The organism is Tessaracoccus lacteus (assembly GCF_029917005.1).
In the GTDB taxonomy this organism is placed as follows: domain Bacteria; phylum Actinomycetota; class Actinomycetes; order Propionibacteriales; family Propionibacteriaceae; genus Arachnia; species Arachnia lactea.
Genome location: NZ_CP123967.1, coordinates 1,054,055 through 1,073,176, shown reverse-complemented (window position 1 = coordinate 1,073,176; position 19,122 = coordinate 1,054,055). Strand labels below are relative to the sequence as shown.

General features: G+C 69.5%; 16 protein-coding genes. 5 read left to right on the top strand and 11 right to left on the bottom strand.

What is annotated here, in order from left to right; translation table 11 throughout:
• Nucleotides 1-55: 55 nt before the first annotated feature.
• From QH948_RS04820 to QH948_RS04800, 5 genes are read right to left on the bottom strand one after another with little or no spacing between them, the layout of a single operon-like run.
• Nucleotides 56-1,000, bottom strand: a complete 945-nt coding sequence (locus tag QH948_RS04820; protein ID WP_281145743.1) for a gluconeogenesis factor YvcK family protein — start codon at nucleotides 998-1,000, stop codon at nucleotides 56-58.
• Nucleotides 997-1,857 carry an RNase adapter RapZ gene (rapZ, locus tag QH948_RS04815; RefSeq protein ID WP_281145742.1) on the bottom strand — a complete coding sequence of 287 codons (861 nt, stop codon included), beginning with the start codon at nucleotides 1,855-1,857 and terminating at the stop codon, nucleotides 997-999. Before rapZ ends, QH948_RS04820 begins: the two co-directional genes overlap by 4 nt.
• A gap of 35 nt (nucleotides 1,858-1,892) precedes the next feature.
• The gene (locus QH948_RS04810) at nucleotides 1,893-2,519 is read right to left on the bottom strand and encodes an energy-coupling factor transporter transmembrane component T family protein (RefSeq protein WP_281145741.1); all 627 of its coding nucleotides are present in this window, start codon (nucleotides 2,517-2,519) and stop codon (nucleotides 1,893-1,895) included.
• The gene (locus QH948_RS04805; protein WP_281145740.1) at nucleotides 2,516-3,220 is read right to left on the bottom strand and encodes an energy-coupling factor ABC transporter ATP-binding protein; all 705 of its coding nucleotides are present in this window, start codon (nucleotides 3,218-3,220) and stop codon (nucleotides 2,516-2,518) included. Before QH948_RS04805 ends, QH948_RS04810 begins: the two co-directional genes overlap by 4 nt.
• On the bottom strand, nucleotides 3,217-3,810 hold the full coding sequence (locus tag QH948_RS04800; RefSeq protein WP_281145739.1) for a biotin transporter BioY: 594 nt from the start codon (nucleotides 3,808-3,810) through the stop codon (nucleotides 3,217-3,219). The genes QH948_RS04805 and QH948_RS04800 overlap by 4 nt, the downstream gene beginning before the upstream one ends.
• A 204-nt stretch (nucleotides 3,811-4,014) precedes the next feature.
• Between QH948_RS04800 and QH948_RS04795 the strand changes: the two genes are divergently transcribed.
• On the top strand, nucleotides 4,015-5,757 hold the full coding sequence (locus QH948_RS04795) for a CHAP domain-containing protein (RefSeq protein WP_281145738.1): 1,743 nt from the start codon (nucleotides 4,015-4,017) through the stop codon (nucleotides 5,755-5,757).
• A 10-nt stretch (nucleotides 5,758-5,767) separates the two neighbouring features.
• Here QH948_RS04795 and uvrC read toward each other — a convergent pair whose 3' ends face one another.
• On the bottom strand, nucleotides 5,768-7,687 hold the full coding sequence (gene uvrC / locus QH948_RS04790) for an excinuclease ABC subunit UvrC (protein ID WP_281145737.1): 1,920 nt from the start codon (nucleotides 7,685-7,687) through the stop codon (nucleotides 5,768-5,770).
• Nucleotides 7,688-7,749: 62 nt separating this feature from the next.
• Here uvrC and QH948_RS04785 point away from each other — a divergent pair, with 62 nt between their 5' ends.
• Complete coding sequence (locus QH948_RS04785; protein ID WP_281145736.1) at nucleotides 7,750-8,397, top strand: hypothetical protein; 648 nt, start codon at nucleotides 7,750-7,752, stop codon at nucleotides 8,395-8,397.
• A 13-nt stretch (nucleotides 8,398-8,410) separates the two neighbouring features.
• On the opposite strand, the gene uvrA is transcribed toward QH948_RS04785, so the two are convergent.
• Nucleotides 8,411-11,257 carry an excinuclease ABC subunit UvrA gene (uvrA, locus tag QH948_RS04780; RefSeq protein WP_281145735.1) on the bottom strand — a complete coding sequence of 949 codons (2,847 nt, stop codon included), beginning with the start codon at nucleotides 11,255-11,257 and terminating at the stop codon, nucleotides 8,411-8,413.
• 25 nt (nucleotides 11,258-11,282) lie between these two features.
• Between uvrA and QH948_RS04775 the strand changes: the two genes are divergently transcribed.
• From QH948_RS04775 to uvrB, 3 genes are read left to right on the top strand one after another with little or no spacing between them, the layout of a single operon-like run.
• Entirely contained in the window at nucleotides 11,283-11,966 is a 684-nt protein-coding gene (locus tag QH948_RS04775) for a maleylpyruvate isomerase family mycothiol-dependent enzyme (protein WP_281145734.1), read from the top strand.
• Nucleotides 11,967-11,992: 26 nt separating this feature from the next.
• Entirely contained in the window at nucleotides 11,993-12,502 is a 510-nt protein-coding gene (locus tag QH948_RS04770) for a hypothetical protein (RefSeq protein WP_281145733.1), read from the top strand.
• A gap of 51 nt (nucleotides 12,503-12,553) precedes the next feature.
• A complete protein-coding gene (gene uvrB / locus QH948_RS04765; RefSeq protein WP_281145732.1) occupies nucleotides 12,554-14,614 on the top strand; it encodes an excinuclease ABC subunit UvrB in 2,061 nt (686 codons plus the stop codon).
• 2 nt (nucleotides 14,615-14,616) lie between these two features.
• Here the strand turns inward: uvrB and QH948_RS04760 are convergent, their stop codons facing one another.
• The 4 genes from QH948_RS04760 to rpsA all read right to left on the bottom strand — a co-directional run bounded on the left by QH948_RS04760 (nucleotide 14,617) and on the right by rpsA (nucleotide 19,050).
• Nucleotides 14,617-14,913: an anaerobic C4-dicarboxylate transporter family protein gene (locus QH948_RS04760; RefSeq protein ID WP_281145731.1), complete on the bottom strand. Its 297-nt coding sequence runs from the start codon at nucleotides 14,911-14,913 to the stop codon at nucleotides 14,617-14,619.
• A 146-nt stretch (nucleotides 14,914-15,059) separates the two neighbouring features.
• Nucleotides 15,060-15,656 carry a dephospho-CoA kinase gene (coaE, locus tag QH948_RS04755; RefSeq protein ID WP_281145730.1) on the bottom strand — a complete coding sequence of 199 codons (597 nt, stop codon included), beginning with the start codon at nucleotides 15,654-15,656 and terminating at the stop codon, nucleotides 15,060-15,062.
• 169 nt (nucleotides 15,657-15,825) lie between these two features.
• Nucleotides 15,826-15,984 (bottom strand): hypothetical protein, encoded by a 159-nt coding sequence (locus QH948_RS04750; protein WP_281145729.1) that lies wholly within the window; start codon nucleotides 15,982-15,984, stop codon nucleotides 15,826-15,828.
• A gap of 1,629 nt (nucleotides 15,985-17,613) precedes the next feature.
• Nucleotides 17,614-19,050, bottom strand: coding sequence for a 30S ribosomal protein S1 (rpsA, locus tag QH948_RS04745; protein WP_281145728.1), 1,437 nt, complete (start codon nucleotides 19,048-19,050; stop codon nucleotides 17,614-17,616).
• Nucleotides 19,051-19,122: the final 72 nt, after the last annotated feature.

Here is a 19,122-nt window from a genome sequence, read left to right as displayed (position 1 = left end):
CCGTGGATTGTGCCATATCGCTCCCCTGCGCTCCGCCGTCCGAGGCTGGGAGAGGTCAGAGGATGACCTCGCTGAGGACCGAGGCGAGCCGCAGTGGATCATGGGTGGCCGATCCGTCGCGCGCGGCGACGTCCGCCATCACCAGGCGCCCGCCGAGCGAGGAGACGAACGGCTCGAGGTGGTCGTCGGCCGATCCGAAGCGCTCGTCGGCGATCACGACGTCGAGCCTGAGCTCGGGCGTGTGCTCCGCGAGCAGCTCGATGTGCCGCGATGCGCTGAAGCCGTCGGTCTCCGCCGCGGACGCGACGTTGAGGATCAGCACCCGGCGGGCCCGCGTGGTGAGGATGGCGTCGGCGAGATCGGGCACGAGCAGGTGCGGGATGACGCTGGTGAACCAGGAGCCGGGGCCGAGCACGACGGCATCCGCGTCGCGGATGGCCTGCACGGCCTCGGCGCACGCGGGCGGCCTGTCCGGCACGAGCCGCACGGACTCGACGGTGGCGCGCGTCTTCGCGACGGTGGCCTGCCCGCTGAGCGTGCAGAGCTCGTCGGGCTCCAGCGGGTCGAGACCCAGCACGTCGGCCTCGATCTCGAGCGGGACCGAGCTCATCGGCAGGACCCTGCCGCGGGTCCGCAGCAGGTCGCCGACCATGTCGAGGCCGGCGACGGGATCGCCGAGGTGTTGCCACAGACCCGCGATCAGCAGGTTGCCGATCGCGTGCCCCGCCAGCGGCCCGTTCCCGTCGAAGCGTGCCTGCAGCACGTTGGCCCAGGTGCGCCCGTCGTGGTCGTCGGAGCACAGCGCCGCCAGCGCCATCCTGAGGTCCCCGGGCGGGAGGATGTCGAACTCGTCGCGCAGCCGACCGGACGAGCCGCCGTCGTCGGCGACGGTGACCACCGCCGTCAGGCGGTCGGTGATGCGCCGGAGCGCCGTCAGGGAGGCGGCGAGGCCGTGACCACCGCCCAGCGCGACGACCGCCGGCAGCCGGGCCAGGCTCATTCCTTCCCCAGATCCCGGTGCAGCACCGTCGTCGGGAAGCCCTGCCCCCGCAGCCTGACGGCCAGCTCCTCGCTCATCGACGTGGAGCGGTGCTTGCCGCCCGTGCAGCCGATCGCCACCGTCACCTGGCGCTTGGACTCGGCCAGGTAGCCGGGCGCGACGGTGGCAAGGAGCGCGAGCATGTGCTCCTGGAAGCGCTGCGCGGCGTCGTGTTTCAGGACGTAGCTGGCCACGTCGCGGCTGAGTCCCGACTTCGGCCTGAGCTCCGGGATCCAGTATGGGTTGGGCAGGAACCGCACATCGAAGACCATGTCGGCGTCGATCGGGACGCCGTTCTTGAACCCGAAGCTGATGAGCGCGATCTTCAGGCGGTCGGTGGCCTCGTCGCCGAAGTGGTTGACGATGCGCTGGACCAGCTGGCGGGCCGAGAGCCGGGTGGTGTCGACCACGATGTCGGCCTGGGCGCGCTGGTCGGCCAGCAGCCGGCGCTCGCGGTCGATGCCCTCGATGAGCCTGCCGCCGAACTGCAGCGGCAGCGGGCGGCGGTTGGACTCCTGGCGCTGCACGATCACGTCGTCGTCCGCCTCCAGGAACACGCTGGTGATGCTGCACCCCATGTCCTTCAGCTCGCGGAGAGCCTGCGGAAGCTGGTCGAACTGCTCGCGGGAGCGCACGTCGACCACGATGGCGACGCGATCGGCCCCGAAGCCGGCCGCGGTGCGGGCCAGGCTCGCCATCATCAGCGGAGGCAGGTTGTCGACGACATACCAGCCGAGGTCCTCCATGGCGTGCGCCGCAGTCCGGCGGCCGGCGCCGGAGAGGCCCGTGATGAGCGCGATCTCGGGGGCATTCGTCATGCCCGCCACACTACCGGTCGAGCCGCGGGGCCGGGTCAGGGCAGTGCGTCGCCCGGCAGGCCGCGGGCGTGCAGCGCCTCGCCGGTGCGTTGCGCATACGCGACGGCACCCACGACGGCCGGCGTCAGTAGCAGGGCCGGGTTGCGGTCGACTCCCCTGGCCCGCGCGGCGTCGCGGGCGTCGGCGACGGAGCCGGCCAGGAAGGGGATGGAGCGGATCATCAGTGCGACGGCCAGCGCGGCGGCGTCCGGGTTCAGCCGGACCAGACGCAGCGGACGGAGCCCGGTCGTCAGGGCGTCGAGCAGCACCGGCGTCGACGTGGTCAGGGTCAGCATGCGGGCCGCGAGCACGGCGGCGAGCACGGTGCCGGGAGACACGAAGGCCAGCACGAAACGCGTGGAGATCAGCTGGTAGGCCGCCAGCGTGCCGAGCAGCACCCACAGGTAGCCGCCCAGCGCGAGGATGCGGCGCACGGGGATGCCGGAGGTGAGCATCGAGGCGACGGCGACGACCAGTGCGGCGGCTGTCGCCTGCCAGGTCCACAGCACCATCGGGACGAGCGCGACGGCGAGCATCAGGACGTACTTCCAGCCGACGGGCAGCCGGAACAGCCACCCGTCGCCCGGCTCGTAGAGCCCCAGCAGGCTCGTGTGGGCGCTCACCGCAGGGCCTGCATCGCCGATACGTAGCCGTCGATCACGGTGCCGGGGTCGCCGTCCGCGACGATGCGGCCGCCGTCGACCACCAGGACGCGGTCCATCTCGGCGGCCAGGTCCAGGTCGTGCGTGGACACGATCAGCTGCTGCTCGAGCTCGGCGAACGCGCGGCGCAGCAGGATCCGGTTGCGCAGGTCGAGCAGCGTGGTCGGCTCGTCGGCCACCACGATCCGCGGGCGGACGGCGAGCACGCTGGTCAGGGCAACCAGCTGCCGCTCTCCCCCACTCAGGTCGTAGATGCTCTGGTGGGCCACCTCGAGCAGCCCCCGCTCGGCCAGCAGCTCCTCTGCGCGGAGGGTCCGCTCCCGCCGGTCCCTGATCCGCGCCCGGAGGGAGAGTTCGACGTCCTCCACGGGCGTGGACATGAGCAGCTGGGCGAGCGGGTCGGTGAAGACGAAACCGACCCTGGCCCGCACCTCGGCGGCCTTGGCCGTGGTGTCCCGGCCGTCGACGGTCACGGTGCCCGCGGTGGGCGTGCGCAGCCCGTTCAGCAGCCTGAGCAGCGTGGACTTGCCCGACCCGTTCGCCCCGATCAGGGCGATGCGACGCTCGGCCAGGTCCAGCGTGATGTCGTCCAGCAGCACCCTGTCAGCGTCGCCGCGCCGTGCGGCCGGGACGACGACGGAGACACCGCGCAGGGAGATCATCGGCCGAGCAGCCTCGGGAAGGCCTTGTGCACCGCGACGGCGATCAGCACGGCGACGACGATCTTGAGAGCGTCGCCGGGCCAGTAGGCCAGATCGACGGCCCAGACGTCCCCGACGGTGCCGCCGGTGGCCCGAGCGATGCCGGCCACGCCGATCGGCCAGATGACCGCGAGCCGGACGGCGACGGCGGCGAGCAGCAGCCACAGCCAGGTGAGCCGGTCGACGCCGCGGCGCAGGACCGCCTGGGCGGCCAGACCGAGCAGGAACGTCGAGACGATGAACGCGAGCAGGTACCCGCCGGTGGGGCCGAGCAGCACGCCGATGCCCGCAGTGCCGCCGGCGAACACGGGCAGGCCGGCCGCGCCCACGAGCACATAGAGGGCGACGGCGGCGGTGCCGCGCCAGGCGCCGAGGCACAGGCCGGCCAGCGCGACGCCGAGGGTCTGGAGCGTGATGGGCACACCGAAGCCGCCGACCGGGATCGGCGGCACGATCGACAGCGCGGCGATGAGCGCGGCGAAGACGGCGATGTAGGCGAGGTCGGCAGGGGCGATGGCGCGGGCCGGGGCGGCCGCTGAGGTGGAGGACATCTCGGGACTCTCCTTCTGTTCGGACAGGCCCATCATGCACCCCGACTTGAACACTGTTCAAACCAGCTCAAAGGTTCAACCACCCCTTGAGGGATGGGGAGGGATCCCGTTGCCTTCCCCGCCGGGGCGTACGTAGGGTGCTGACCGTCGAGGCACCCTCGGGGGGCGGCGTCTCGCAGAGGACCCCGAGCCGACAGGATCCCCATGCGCCGCATCTCCACCGCGACCCGACTGATCGCCAGCCTGCTGGTCGCGCTCGTGCTCAGCCTCGGCGTGCTGCCCGCGGGCACCGCGGCTGCGCTGACCTGGTACCCCAAGATCTGCACAGGCTTCACGGGCTGCTCCTCGTCCGGCTACGGCAACGCCGCGTACTCCGGCGTCTACACCACGTCGCACTGGGGCCAGTACCGGGGCCACAACTGCACGAACTACGTGGCCTACCGGATGATCCAGAACGGCATCACCCAGTTCATCACGCCGGGGTCGGGCAACGCCACCACCTGGGGCGCCCAGGCCAGGAAGAAGGGCGTGCAGGTCGACAAGCTCAACCCGGAGGTCGGCGACGTGGCCTGGTGGGACAACACCTTGATGGGCTCGTCGGGACACGTCGCCTACGTCGAGTCGGTCAACCGGTCAGCCGGCACCTTCGTCGTCTCCCAGGACAGCTGGGGCGGCGACTTCTCCTGGCGGACCTACAGGATCTCCGAGGTCTCCGGCTTCATCCACGTCGGCAACAAGACCCCGTTCGGCGAGCTCAACGACCTCAAGGCTGGCACCGGCCAGGTGACCGTGCGCGGCTGGACCATCGACATGGACAAGCCCACGAGCGCGCTGAAGGTCCGCGTCTACATCGGTGGCCCCGTCGGCACGGGCGAGCGCCACGACCTGGTCGCCAACCTCAAGCGCTCGGAGATCGGCGCCATCTACACCGGGACGGGGAAGAACCACGGCTTCAAGGCGACCCTCACCACGGAGCTGAAAGGCAGGCAGAAGGTCTACGTCTACGCCGTGAACAGCCCGAGCGGCACCAACCCACTGATCGGGTCGGGCACGGTCACGATCGCCGACCCCGACCCCGTCGGCTCCGTCGACACGCTGGAGACGCTCCCCTCCCAGGTCCGCGTCGCGGGCTGGGCCGCGGACCCGAACGCCCCGAAGTCGTCGCTACAGGTGCAGGTCTACGTGGGCGGGAAGCAGGGTAGCTCGACGGCCGAGGTCGCCACCACGACCACGGGTTCGAAGAGCACCGCCGCGGCGAAGGCCCTCTCGGGGGCGGGCACGAACTCCGGGTACGACACGACCTTCGTCACCTCGAAGCGCGGCAGGCAGGGCGTCTACGTCTACGCCGTCAACACCGGTCCGGGCGCCGACGCGCTGATCGGCAAGGGCACGGTCACGATCCCCGACCCGCTGGAGTTCACCGCGTCGGTGGCGATCTCCGGGACCGTCCGGGTGGGGAAGACACTCACGGCCAAGCCGTCGTTCTCGCCGGCCGTCGACCTCACCTACCAGTGGTACCGCGACGGGAAGAAGATCTCCGGCGCCACCGCCGCTATCTACACGCTCACCCCGACCGACGTCGGCGCCGTGATCAAGGTCAAGGCCAGGGGCGCGATGGTCGGCTACGTCACGAAGACGGTCACCTCCCCCGGCACACCGAGGGTCGCGCTGGGCACCTATACGATCCGGTCCAACCCGCGGTTCACCGGAACCACGAAGGTCGGGAAGAAGCTGACGGTCCACACCGGGAGGTGGCAGGACAACGGGCGCACCCTGGGGGTCACCTGGTACCGAGACGGAGTCCGGTTCAAGGCCGGCACCAGCAAGACCTACACGCTGACCTCGAAGGACAAGGGCACCCGGATCACGGCCAAGGTGAGCTACAAGCGCACCGGATACAAGACGGTGTTCAAGAGCACCGCCGCCACGGCGAAGATCGCGTCCTGACCCGGTACGCCTAGACCTCGGTGACCTCGCCGGTGGTGAGGTTGATCGCCTCGCCACCGGTGCCGGCGACAGCGGCCTTGACGGCCGCGGCCAGCGTCGGGCCGAAGCCCGGCACCTCCGCGATCTCGGCCTCGCTGGCCTGCCGGAGCTTCCGCAGCGACCCGAAGTAGGTGAGCAGTGCCTTGCGGCGCAGCTCACCGAGGCCGGGCACGTCGTCGAGCACCGACTCCACGACGTGCTTGGCGCGTCGGGAACGGTGGTGCGTGATGGCGAAGCGGTGGGCCTCGTCGCGCAGCCGCTGCAGCATGTAGAGGCCCTCCGAGGCGCGCGGCATGATCACCGGGTACTCCTCCCCCGGCAGCCACACCTCCTCCAGCCGCTTCGCCAGGCCGACGAGCGCGATCTCGGAGTCGAGGCCGAACCGCTCCAGTACCGCGTTCGCGGCGTTGACCTGCGGCAGGCCGCCGTCGACGACGATCAGCGCCGGGGCGTAGGCGAACTTCGCCGCCTCACCCGTCGTCGCGTCGACGTGCACATCCGAGTTCCGCTCGTCGAGGAGCCTCCGCAGCCGACGCGAGAGCACCTCATCCATGGCCGCGACGTCATTGCTGCCCTCGAAGCTCTTGATGATGAAACGCCGGTACTGGCTCTTCTTCGGCATGCCGTCCTCGAACACCACCATGGAGCCGACTACCTCGGTGCCCATGGTGTGGGAGATGTCGTAGCACTCGATGCGCAGCGGCGGCTCGGTGAGGCCGACCGCGTCCGCGATCTCGGTCAGCGCCGTGCTGCGGGCGTCCAGGTCCGTCGAGCGCTTCAGCTTGGCCTGCGCGAGGTTCTCCTCCGCGTTGCGCACGGCCGTGTCGAGCAGCGCCCGTTTGGCGCCGCGCAGCGGCACCCTGATCGCGACGTTGGCGCCCCGCCGGACGGTGAGGAGGGCCTCAAGCTCCGGCTCGGCCTCGACCGACGAGTAGATCTTCGGCGGGATCTCCTGGTCCTCGGCGTAGAGCTGGCGGAGGAATGCCTCGAGCAGTTCCGTGATGGGGGTTTCGTCGGCGCGGTCGGCGATCCAGCCGCGCTCCCCCAGGATGCGGCCGTCGACGACGTGGAAGACCTGCACGGCAACCTGGCGGCCGTCGTCGGCGAAGCCCACCACATCGGCGCGCACGCCCTCCTTGAGCACGACGGAGTTCTTCTCCTGCACCCGCTTGAGGGCGGCGAGCGAGTCGCGCAGCACGGCGGCCTTCTCGAAGTTCAGGTCCGCCGACGCCTGGTACATCTCGCGCTCGATCCTGCCGATGATCCCGCCGGTGTTGCCGCCCATGAACGAGCAGAAGTCCTCGGCGATCCCGCGGTGCTCCTCGGGGCTGACCCGCCCCACGCACGGGGCGCTGCACTTGCCGATGTCGCCGAGCAGGCACGCGCGGCCCGAGGAACGGGCGCGGTTGAAGACACCCTGCGTGCAGGAGCGCATCGGGAAGACGCGCAGCAGCAGGTCGACCGTCTCCCGGATTGCCCAGGCCTGCCCGAACGGGCCGAAGTAGCGGGTGCCGCGCTTCTTGGCGCCACGCCCGACGAACACGCGCGGGAACTCGTCGGCCATCGTGACGGCGAGCCACGGATACGACTTGTCGTCGCGGTACTTCACGTTGAAGCGCGGGTCGAACTGCTGGATCCACGTGTACTCGAGCTGCAACGCCTCCAGCTCGTTGGCGACCACGATCCACTCGACCTTCGCAGCGGTCCGCACCATGGTCTGGGTGCGGAAGTGGAGGCCGGCCGGGTCCGCGAAGTACGAGTTCAGCCGCTGACGCAGGTTCTTGGCCTTGCCGACGTAGATGACGTTGCCGAAGGCGTCGAAGAACCGGTAGACGCCCGGATCGGTCGGAATGGTCCCGGGGGCGGGACGGTACGTCGCGGGGTCGGCCATGGCGCCCATAGTAGGCCGCGGCCCGGCGGCGCCCCGTCCCCTCCCGGGCGTAGAATCCGGCCATGGGTATCCTCGACGACCAGACCCCCGCGGCCGGCGCACACACCGTCGACTTCCACTTCGACGACGCGGTGGAGCGCGAGGCGGTACAGCGGCGCTACCGGGAGGCGTTCGCGCGGTTCGCGAAGCGCCGCCGCATCGCCTTCCTGGTCAGGGTCGCCACGACGGTGCTGGCGGTCGGCCTGATCGCGATGGGCGTCGCGCTGGTGGCAAGCTCGTTCACCACGATCGCCAACGAGTACCTGGCCACCCGGCACGTCCCGGGGGCCGACGGCTCCATCTCGATCGCCACCGACGGCAGCTACGCGCTGGCCCAGACCGAGGGCGGGGACCTGCCCGCGTGCAGCGTCGTCAGCGCCGACACCGGCCTGCCTGTCGACCTCGAGGGTTGGACGCTGGACGGCGACCCACCGCTCAGCACCTGGCGGTTCGACGCGACGACCGGGCGCTACCAGGTGACCTGCGAGGGCGGCAACGACGGCATGGTCGCCTACGCGGCCGACTCGGTGCACATGCTGCAACACGGCTACCTCGGGATCGTGCTGCAGGCGCTCCCGTTCCTGCTCATCGGCGTCGGCCTCTTCTGGGGCGGAAAGGTCGCCGCCCGGCGCATCTGCCCCGAGTCGATGCGCCCGATGATCCCAAGCTGAGTCCCTCCCCCGGTCAGGCCAGCAGCGGCCTGAGGAACGCTCCGGTGGCCGACTCCGGGTTCGCGGCCACCTGCTCCGGGGTGCCGGTCGCGACGACGGTGCCGCCGCGGGATCCGCCGTCGGGCCCCATGTCGATCACCCAGTCCGCCGACTTGATGACGTCCAGGTTGTGCTCGATCGTCACCACGGTGTTGCCGTTGTCGACGAGGCGATGCAGCACGGTCAGCAGCCGCGAGATGTCCTCGAAGTGCAGGCCGGTGGTCGGCTCGTCGAGCACGTACAGCGTGCGGCCCGTCGAACGCTTCTGCAGCTCTGCCGCCAGCTTGACGCGCTGCGCCTCGCCGCCGGACAGCGTGGTAGCGGGCTGCCCGAGCCGGACGTAGCCCAGCCCCACCTCCGTGAGGGTGCGCAGGTACCGGGCGATCGAGTTGATGGAGCTGAAGAACTCCACCGCCTCGCTGATCGGCATGTCGAGCACCTCGGCGATCGTCCGGCCCTTGTAGTGCACCTCAAGCGTCTCGCGGTTGTAGCGCGCGCCGTGACACACCTCACACGGGACGTAGACGTCGGGCAGGAAGTTCATCTCGATCTTGATCGTGCCGTCGCCCATGCAGTTCTCGCAGCGACCGCCCTTGACGTTGAAGGAGAACCGGCCCGGCAGGTAGCCGCGGACCTTCGCCTCCGGCGTCTGTGCGAACAGGGCACGGATCTTGTCGAAGACCCCCGTGTAGGTGGCCGGGTTGGAGCGCGGGGTGCGCCCGATGGGCGACTGGTCGACCTGGATCACCTTGTCGATGTTCGCCAGCCCGTCGAGCGCCCTGTGCCTGCCCGGAACGGCCTTCGCCCCGTAGATGGCCTTGGCGGCAGCTGTGTAGAGGATCGAGTTGACCAGCGAGGACTTGCCGGAGCCGGACACGCCGGTGACGGCGATGAACTGGCCGAGGTTGAAGGTGACGTCGACGCCCCTGAGGTTGTGCTCGCGGGCCCCGCGCACGACGATCTTCTTCCCGTTGCCCGGGCGGCGCACCGTCGGGACGGGGATCGCGAGCCGGCCTGCAAGGTATGCGCCGGTCTTGGATTCAGGGCTGCTCAGCAGCTCCTCGACCGTGCCGGACACGACGACCTCGCCGCCGCCCTCGCCCGCCCCGGGGCCGATGTCGACCGCCCAGTCCGCGGCGCGGATGGTGTCCTCGTCGTGCTCGACGACGATGAGCGTGTTGCCGAGGTCGCGCAGCCGGTGCAGCGTCTCGATGAGGCGGAGGTTGTCGCGCTGGTGCAGGCCGATCGAGGGCTCGTCGAGCACGTACAGCACGCCGACGAGGCCGGACCCGATCTGCGTGGCGAGCCGGATGCGCTGTGCCTCGCCGCCCGACAGCGTCCCTGCGGCGCGCGACAGGGTCAGGTAGTCCAGCCCCACGTCGAGCAGGAACGTCAGGCGGGCGTTGATCTCCTTGATCAGGCGCGCCGCGATGGCCGCCTCGCGGGGCGTGAGCTCCAGCTCGCCGAGGAAGGCCGCCGCCTCCCCGATCGACAGGTCGGCCAGCTCGGCGATGGTGCGCCCTGCGACGGTGACGGACAGCGACGACGGCTTGAGCCTGGCGCCGCCGCAGGCAGGGCAGTTCACCTCGCGCATGTAGCCGCCCCAACGGTCGCGGGCCGAGTCGGTCTCCGCCTCGTCGTAGCGGCGGCGGATGAACGGGATGACGCCCTCGTACTTCTGCGAGTAGGAGCGGACCCGCCCGAACCGGTTGCGGTAGCTGACGACGACGTTGCCCTTCGCGCCGTGCAGCAGCACCGAGCGGGCGCCGACCGAGAGCTTGCGCCACGGCGTGTCCATCGCGAACCCGTGCTCGGCGGCCAGCGACTCCAGGACGTGCTCGTAGTGCTGCTTGATCGTCGGCGTGGTCCACGGGGCGATGGCGCCGTCGGCGAGGGTGAGGTCGTCGTTCGGGATGATCAGCTCGGGGTCGGGATCGAGCAGCGTGCCGAGGCCGGAGCACTCGGGGCACGCACCCCAGGGGCCGTTGAACGAGAACTGGCGCGGCTCGAGTTCGTCGATGTCGACGTCGTGCTCGTTCGGGCAGCCCATCTTCTCGGAGAACCGGCGCTCCCGCTCCGGATCGTCGGAGGGCAGGTCCACGAAGTCGATGGTGACGACGCCGCCGGCCAGCCCCAGGGCGGTCTCGACGGACTCGGTGATACGCTGCTTCGCCGACGGTCTCACGACGGCGCGGTCCACGACGACCTCGACGTCGTGCTTGCGGTTCTTGTCCAGCTTCGGGGTCTCGCCCAGCGGATAGGTGTCGCCGTCGATGCGGACGCGGCTGTACCCGTCGCCGCTCAGCTGGCGGAACAGCTCGGCGTGCTCGCCCTTCCGCCCGCGCACCAGCGGCGCGAGGATCTGGAAGCGGGTCCCCTCCTCCATCGCCATGAGCCGGTCGACGATCTGCTGCGGCGTCTGCTTGCCGATCACGGCGCCGCACACCTCGCAGTGCGGGATGCCGACGCGCGCGTAGAGCAGGCGCAGGTAGTCGTAGACCTCGGTGATGGTGCCCACCGTCGAGCGGGGGTTGCGGCTGGTCGACTTCTGGTCGATCGACACGGCGGGCGAGAGGCCCTCGATGAAGTCGACGTCGGGCTTGTCCATCTGCCCGAGGAACATGCGCGCGTACGCCGACAGCGACTCGACATAGCGGCGCTGTCCCTCGGCGAAGATCGTGTCGAAGGCCAGCGACGACTTGCCCGATCCGCTCAGTCCCGTGAAGACGATGAGGGCGTCGCGCGGCAGGTCAAGCGACACGTTCTTCAGGTTATGGACGCGGGCACCCCGCACTACGAGCCGATCAGTCACGCCCGCCATCGTACGTCTTTGCTACGTTTGGCACATGTCCACCGATCGTGCCACGTTCGCCCAGGTGGTCGACTCGGTCCGCGAGCAGACCTCGCTCCTGCTGGGGTCCACCATCGGCTTCACCGACGAGGACTGGGCCCGCCCGACGGCGCTGAGCGGATGGACCCGCAGCCACGTGGCGGCTCATCTGGCCGACGGCGCCATGGCCATGATCCGGGTGATCGAGGGCCTCCGGCAGGGCATCGAGCAGCGGCTGTACGAATCCGATGCCGCGAAGCGCCGGTCGATCGAGCTAGGCGCGCTCGCCAGCGGACTCGACCTGCAGATCCGCCTCGACACCAGCGCGAGCACGCTGCAGGTGGAGCTGCCCGAGCTGGAGTTCGACGCCCGGCCCGTCGAGCTGCGCGCCGGCTACCGGCTTCCCCTCCGGCGGCTGCCGCTGGCACGCCTGAGCGAGGTGGTCCTGCACCACATGGATCTCGCCCCCCACTTCGAGCCCCGCGACCTGCCCGCATCCATCGCCGTCGAGCTGCTGCGTTTCCAGGTCGATCGCATCGGCCGCAGCGGGGACTACCCGCCCCTGAAGGTCGTCGCAGACGAGGGCTACACGGGCGTGGTCGGCCGCATCGGCGACGGCATCGAGATGCACGGGCCGGCGGGCGACCTGCTCGCCTGGCTGGCCCGCGGCACCGAGTCCCCCCGCATCTACCGGGCCTGATCCGGGAGGGCTGCTAGCGTCGCGACATGACGCAGCCCAGGCTCTCGAGGGTCAGCATCGCAGCCATCGTGGTGGCAGTGGCGGTGCTGCTCGCGGCGGGGTTCTTCGTCTACCAGCGCCTTGCCCCAGCCGCCGTTCCCTCCGTGGGCGAGTGCATCACCATCACGGGTGAGGATGAACTCGACCACGAGGTCGTCGACTGCGACGACGGCTCGACGTACTCCTACCTGGTCGCGGAGGTGCACGACGGGTCCGCCGACTGCGTCGAGGGGATCTCCTACGAGCTGCAGTCCACGCGTGGGGACACCACGACGACGGACAAGACCGCATGCCTCGTCCCGCAGTTCACGGAGGGGGCGTGCTACACGATCGTCGACGACTCGCTCTCCCTCTACGCGGTGACGACCGACTGCGCGGCGGCCGACTTCGTCGTCGACTCCGTGGTGAACAACAGCAACGGGTCGTGCGTGTCCCCTGCCGAGCCGTGGAACCTGACATCCCCCGCCCGCACGTACTGCATCCGCCTGGTGACCTGACGGGCTTCGCCCCTCAGCGAATCTGTCGGTGCGGCGGACTAGGTTGGTGGCATGCGACCGATCGAGGAACTGCAGCGCCAGGTGGCGCCGCTGGAAGTCATCTCCGAGTTCTCGCCGTCCGGGGACCAGCCGAAGGCCATCGACGAGTTGGAAGAGCGCATCGAGGCCGGAGAGAAGGACGTCGTGCTTCTGGGGGCGACGGGCACCGGCAAGACGGCGACGGTCGCCTGGCTCGCGGAGCGCCTGCAGCGCCCGATGCTAGTGATGCAACCGAACAAGACCCTGGCGGCCCAGTTCGCGAACGAGTTGCGGGACCTGATGCCCAGCAACGCCGTCGAGTACTTCGTGTCGTACTACGACTACTACCAGCCCGAGGCCTACCTCCCGCAGACGGACACCTACATCGAGAAGGACTCCTCGTTGAACGAGGAGGTGGAGCGGATGCGGCACGCGGCCACCAGCTCGCTGCTGACGCGGCGCGATGTGATCGTGGTCGCCACGGTGTCGGCCATCTACGGACTGGGCACCCCCGAGGAGTACCTGCAGCAGCGCGTGACACTGCGCGTCGGCGAGGAGTACGACCGGGACGCCCTCCTGCGGCATCTGGTCGACATCCAGTACGCCCGCAACGACATCGGCGGCGGTCGCGGCACGTTCAAGGTGAAGGGCGACACGCTCGAGATCTACCCGATGTACGAGGAGAACGCCCTGCGTGTGGAGATGTTCGGCGACGAGGTCGAGCGCATCACCACCATCCATCCCCTGACGGGCAACGTGATCCTCGAGGAGTCCGAGGCCTACGTCTTCCCTGCGACGCACTACTCCGCGGGCGCCGAGCGGATGGACCGGGCCATCGGCGGCATCGAGAAGGAGCTGGCCGAGCGGCTCGCCGAGTTCGAGGAGCAGGGCAAGCTGCTGGAGGCCCAGCGCCTGCGGATGCGCACGAGCTACGACATCGAGATGATGCGGCAGATCGGCACCTGCTCGGGCATCGAGAACTACTCGCGCCACATCGACGGTCGGACGGCCGGCTCCGCGCCGTCGTGTCTCCTCGACTACTTCCCCGAGGACTTCGTGCTGGTCGTCGACGAGTCGCACGTCACCATCCCCCAGATCGGCGGCATGTACGAGGGCGACGCATCGCGCAAGCGGACGCTGGTGGAGCACGGCTTCCGGCTGCCGAGCGCCATCGACAACCGGCCGCTGAAGTTCGACGAGTTCGTCGAGCGCATCGGGCAGACGGTCTACCTCTCCGCCACGCCCGGCCCGTACGAGATGGAGCGCAGCCGCGGCTTCGTCGAACAGATCATCCGCCCCACCGGCCTGGTCGACCCCGAGGTCGTGCTGAAGCCGACGCGCGGCCAGATCGACGACCTGATGGCGGAGGTCACGCTCCGCGTGGAGCGCAACGAGCGCGTGCTGGTGACCACCCTGACCAAGAAGATGGCCGAGGACCTGACGGACTACCTGATGGACCACGGCATCCGCACCCGCTACCTGCACTCGGACATCGACACCATCCGGCGCATCGAGCTGCTGCGCGAGCTGCGGCTCGGCGAGTACGACGTGCTGGTGGGCATCAACCTGCTGCGCGAGGGACTCGACCTTCCCGAGGTGTCCCTGGTGGCCATCCTCGACGCGGACAAGGAGGGCTTTCTGCGCTCCGAACGGTCACTCATCCAGACGATCGGCCGCGCCGCCCGTAACGTCGCGGGCCAGGTCCACATGTACGCCGACAAGATCACGCCGTCGATGGAGGCTGCCATCGAGGAGACGAACCGCCGCCGCGAGATCCAGATCGCCTACAACACCGAGCACGGCATCGACCCGCAACCGCTGCGCAAGCGCATCGCGGCCGTCACTGAGATGCTGGCCCGCGAGGACGCCGACACCGACGAGCTGCTCGCGACCACATCAGGCTCGAAGAAGCCGGGCCGCGGCCTCGACGCGTCGTCGATGGCCCAGTCCGAGCTGGCCCAGCTGATCGAGGACCTCACGGCTCAGATGCACCGGGCGGCCGCCGAGCTGCAGTTCGAGGTGGCCGCTCGTCACCGCGACGAGATCTCCGACCTCAAGAAGGAGCTCCGCGGCATGGTGGAGGCCACCCGCTGAGCTCAGAAGAGCAGCACGCCGATGAGGGCGCCCGCCGCGGTGGTGGTGACGCTGAGGATGAGCATCGGGACGAAGAAGCTGTGATCCACCAGCTTCGTCCCGAGTTTGGTGGTGCCGGTGAGGTCGAAGTTCGCGGCCGCGATCTGCGGGCCGTTGGCCGGCAGCGTGTAGATGCCGCCGAGGCCGCCGACCCACAACCCCGTGACAAGGCCGGCGGGCATGCCCGCGGCCAGCCCGATCGGCACGATCGTGCGCGTGGCTGTCGACTGGCTCGTGGTCAGGGCCGCCACGAGGAACACCGCTCACCTTCACCTCCCGCGGGGCGCGCCTAGGCAGTCGTCTTCCTGCTCGGCGTCGGGGCCGTGGTGTTCTTCGGGATCTTCCCCGGGCTCCGGCCGGACGTCGCATCCGGTGTGGCGCGGCTCATCCGCGCCGCCGGCTGACCTCAGGGCAGCGAGGCGATCGGCCCGTTCCAGAGGTCGACGACCTGGCCGGCCGTCTCCTCCAGCGAGCCGGAGTTGTCGATCACCCACGAGGCCACCGCGAGCCGCTCGTCACGGGAGGCCTGGGCCGCGAGCCGTGCGAGCGCCTGCTCCCGGGTGAGCCCGTTGCGCTCTATCAGGCGCTCCAGCTGGTCGTCCTCCGGCAGGTCCACGACCACGACGTGCCGGAACCCGGCCGCCAGGCCGGCCTCCACCAGGAGCGGGATGACGTGCAGCACGACGGACCCGTCGGGGGCGGCGGTCTCGCGTTCCTCGGAGGCCACCCGCACGCGCGGGTGGATGATCGCGTTGAGGTCTGCCCTGGCGTCCTCGTCGGCGAAGATCAAGTCCCCCAGCCGGCCACGGTCGAGCGCCCCGTCAGGTCGCAGGACCATCGGCCCGAAGCGCTCCGCGACCAGGGCCAGTCCCTCTGTCCCCGGCTCGACGACCTCGCGGGCCAGCACGTCCGAGTCGATGATCACGGCCCCCAGCTCGCGGAACAGCTCGGCGACGGTGGACTTTCCGGAGGCGATCCCCCCGGTCAGCGCGATGCGTGGCATGCGGGTCAGCCTAGCCGTGCTCGGTCGTGAGGTGCCCATCCCGGTTCGCCGAGCCCTTCGACCTGCTCAGCACACCTGTCGAGGTACCCATCCCGGTTCGCCGAGCCCTTCGACCTGCTCAGCACACCTGTCGAGGTGCCCATCCCGGTTCGCCGAGCCCTTCACCAGCTCAGCACAGGACCGTCGAGGTGCCCGAGCGAAGCGAAGGGATTCGGCTGCAGTACCCGTCGCCGAGCAACTCGCCGAGCAGTGTGGTGGTCAGCGTGTCGGCGCGCTCCACCGATGCGACCGGGTCGAGGTTTCCGTCCTTGTCCGTGGTGATGTGCACGACGATCTCCACCCTCGGCAGGGGGTCGACGGCTCGCTGAGCCTGTCGAAGCGCCCTGAGCGCAGCGAAGGGTCCCGGCTCCGGTCCTGCGTCTCGTCAACGCTGGCCATGCCGGAAAGCACTGCGTGGGGCGGTGGGTCTTCGCCTCGCTCCGCTCGGCGCCCTTCGACGAGCTCAGGGAACCGGTCGGGTCGCTGAGCCTGTCGAAGCGCCCTGAGCGCAGCGAAGGGTCCCGGCTCCAGTCCTGCGTCTCGTCAACGCTGGCCATGCCGGAAAGCACTGCGTGGGGCGGCGGGTCTTCGCCTCGCTCCGCTCGGCGCCCTTCGACGAGCTCAGGGAACCGGTCGGGTCGCTGAGCCTGTCGAAGCGCCCTGAGCGCAGCGAAGGGTCCCGGCTCCAGTCCTGCGTCTCGTCAACGCTGGCCATGCCGGAAAGCACTGCGTGGGGCGGCGGGTCTTCGCCTCGCTCCGCTCGGCGCCCTTCGACGAGCTCAGGGAACCGGTCGGGTCGCTGAGCCTGTCGAAGCGCCCTGAGCGCAGCGAAGGGTCCCGGCTCCAGTCCTGCGTCTCGTCAACGCTGGCCATGCCGGAAAGCACTGCGTGGGGCGGTGGGTGCTTCGCCTCGCTCCGCTCGGTGCCCTTCGACGAGCTCAGGGACCCGGTCGGGTCGCTGAGCCTGTCGAAGCGCCCTGAGCGCAGCGAAGGGTCCCGGCTCCAGTCCTGCGTCTCGTCAACGCTGGCCATGCCGGAAAGCACTGCGTGGGGCGGTGGGTCTTCGCCTCGCTGCGCTCGGCGCCCTTCGACGAGCTCAGGGAACCGGTCGGGTCGCTGAGCACTTCGACCGGGCTCAGCACAGGCCTGTCGAGGCGCCTTGAGCGCAGCGAAGGGTCCCGGCTCCAGTCCTGCGTCTCGTCAACGCTGGCCATGCCGGAAAGCACTGCGTGGGGCGGTGGGTCTTCGCCTCGCTCCGCTCGGCGCCCTTCGACGGGCTCAGGGAACCGGTCGGGTCGCTGAGCACTTCGACCGGGCTCAGCACAGGCCTGTCGAAGCGCCCTGAGCGCAGCGAAGGGTCCCGGCTCCAGTCCTGCGTCTCGTCAACGCTGGCCATGCCGGAAAGCACTGCGTGGGGCGGCGGGTCTTCGCCTCGCTCCGCTCGGCGCCCTTCGACGAGCTCAGGGAACCGGTCGGGTCGCTGAGCCTGTCGAAGCGCCCTGAGCGCAGCGAAGGGTCCCGGCTCCAGTCCTGCGTCTCGTCAACGCTGGCCATGCCGGAAAGCACTGCGTGGGGCGGTGGGTCTTCGCCTCGCTGCGCTCGGCGCCCTTCGACGAGCTCAGGGAACCGAGGTGGGCTCAGGGCCCTTCGACAAGCTCAGGGAACCGGGGCGGGCTCAGGGAGCCCTGCGGGTCAGGGCCACTGCGATCCGGAGCACAACGATGCGTATTGCGGGGTTGCTGTTTCCATGCTGCAGCGGCCCCCGAATACGCATTGTTGTGCGGAAAGGGGCGGACGGGGTGGCCTTCGACAGGCTCAGGGAAACAGGGGCGGATTCAGGGAAGAGAGGGCCCCTGAGACAGCTGAGGCGCCGATCCCCCTGCGGGGATCGGCGCCTCAGCGCTGGTGAGTCAGGAACTCAGTTGCCGGCGAGCTTCTCGCGGAGAGCCTGCAGCGACTCGTCCGAAGCCAGCGAGCCCTCAGTGGAGGTCTCAGTGGTGTAGCCGGTGCCGGCCTCGACGGCCGCATCGCGCTCGGCGACCTCGGCGGTCTCGACCTGACGCTTGTGCTGCTCCCACAGGGCGTGGGCCTCGGCGTACTGGGCCTCCCAGGCTGCGCGCTGCTCGTCGTAGCCTTCCTTCCACTCGTTGGTCTCCGGATCGAAGCCCTCGGGGTAGATGTAGTTGCCCTGGTCGTCGTAGGACGCCTGCATGCCGTACAGCAGCGGGTCGAAGTCGTCGGACTGGACGTCGACGCCCTCGTTGGCCTGCTTGAGCGACAGGGAGACGCGGCGACGCTCGAGGTCGATGTCGATGACCTTGACCATGCGCTCGTCACCGACGGAGACGACCTGCTCGGGGATCTCGACGTGACGCTCGGCGAGCTCGGACACGTGGACCAGGCCCTCGATGCCCTCGCCGACGCGGACGAACGCGCCGAACGGGACGAGCTTGGTGACCTTGCCGGGCACGATCTGGCCGATCTGGTGCAGACGCGCGAAGGTCTGCCACGGATCCTCCTGGGTCGCCTTCAGCGACAGGGACACGCGCTCGCGGTCCATGTCCACCTCGAGGACCTCAACCGTGACGGGCATGCCGACCTCGACAACCTCGTTCGGGTGGTCGATGTGCTTCCAGGACAGCTCCGAGACGTGCACGAGGCCGTCGACGCCGCCAAGGTCGACGAAGGCGCCGAAGTTGACGATCGAGGACACGACACCCTTGCGGATCTGGCCCTTCTGCAGCTGGGTGAGGAAGGTGTGGCGGACCTCGGACTGGGTCTGCTCGAGCCACGCACGACGCGACAGGACCACGTTGTTGCGGTTCTTGTCGAGCTCGATGATCTTGGCCTCGAGCTCCATGCCCACGTAGGGCTGGAGGTCACGGACGCGACGCATCTCGACGAGCGAGGCGGGCAGGAAGCCACGAAGACCGATGTCAACGATGAGACCACCCTTGACAACCTCGATGACGGAGCCGGTGACGACGCCGTCCTCTTCCTTGATCTTTTCGATCGTGCCCCAGGCGCGCTCGTACTGAGCACGCTTCTTGGACAGGATCAGGCGACCTTCCTTGTCCTCCTTCTGCTGGACGAGCGCCTCGATCTCGTCGCCAACCTTGACGACGTCGAACGGGTCGACGTCGTGCTTGATCGACAGCTCCTTCGAGGGGATGACGCCTTCGGTCTTGTAACCGATGTCGAGCAGGACCTCGTCCCGATCGACCTTGACGACGGTGCCGGACACGATGTCCCCGTCGTTGAAGTACTTGATGGTGGCGTCGACCGCGGCCAGGAAAGCCTCGGGAGTGCCAATGTCGTCGACTGCGACAGTCGAGGCCTCAGTAGAGGAGGTCATGTAGTAGGGCTCCGAATGAGAAAAGTCTCGCGTTCTGGCCCTTTACAGCACTCCCTGCTCCGTCCGAGGCAA

Excerpts from the sequence above, each read along its gene's own strand:
- QH948_RS04770 (WP_281145733.1), top strand. The coding sequence starts at position 11,993 with ATGACGCAGCCCAGGCTCTCGAGGGTCAGCATCGCAGCCATCGTGGTG.
- uvrB (WP_281145732.1), top strand. The coding sequence starts at position 12,554 with ATGCGACCGATCGAGGAACTGCAGCGCCAGGTGGCGCCGCTGGAAGTC.
- uvrC (WP_281145737.1), bottom strand. The coding sequence starts at position 7,687 with ATGGCCGACCCCGCGACGTACCGTCCCGCCCCCGGGACCATTCCGACC.
- rapZ (WP_281145742.1), bottom strand. The coding sequence starts at position 1,857 with ATGACGAATGCCCCCGAGATCGCGCTCATCACGGGCCTCTCCGGCGCC.
- rpsA (WP_281145728.1), bottom strand. The coding sequence starts at position 19,050 with ATGACCTCCTCTACTGAGGCCTCGACTGTCGCAGTCGACGACATTGGC.
- QH948_RS04775 (WP_281145734.1), top strand. The coding sequence starts at position 11,283 with ATGTCCACCGATCGTGCCACGTTCGCCCAGGTGGTCGACTCGGTCCGC.
- uvrA (WP_281145735.1), bottom strand. The coding sequence starts at position 11,257 with ATGGCGGGCGTGACTGATCGGCTCGTAGTGCGGGGTGCCCGCGTCCAT.
- QH948_RS04820 (WP_281145743.1), bottom strand. The coding sequence starts at position 1,000 with ATGAGCCTGGCCCGGCTGCCGGCGGTCGTCGCGCTGGGCGGTGGTCAC.
- QH948_RS04795 (WP_281145738.1), top strand. The coding sequence starts at position 4,015 with ATGCGCCGCATCTCCACCGCGACCCGACTGATCGCCAGCCTGCTGGTC.
- QH948_RS04805 (WP_281145740.1), bottom strand. The coding sequence starts at position 3,220 with ATGATCTCCCTGCGCGGTGTCTCCGTCGTCGTCCCGGCCGCACGGCGC.
- coaE (WP_281145730.1), bottom strand. The coding sequence starts at position 15,656 with ATGCCACGCATCGCGCTGACCGGGGGGATCGCCTCCGGAAAGTCCACC.
- QH948_RS04785 (WP_281145736.1), top strand. The coding sequence starts at position 7,750 with ATGGGTATCCTCGACGACCAGACCCCCGCGGCCGGCGCACACACCGTC.
- QH948_RS04800 (WP_281145739.1), bottom strand. The coding sequence starts at position 3,810 with ATGTCCTCCACCTCAGCGGCCGCCCCGGCCCGCGCCATCGCCCCTGCC.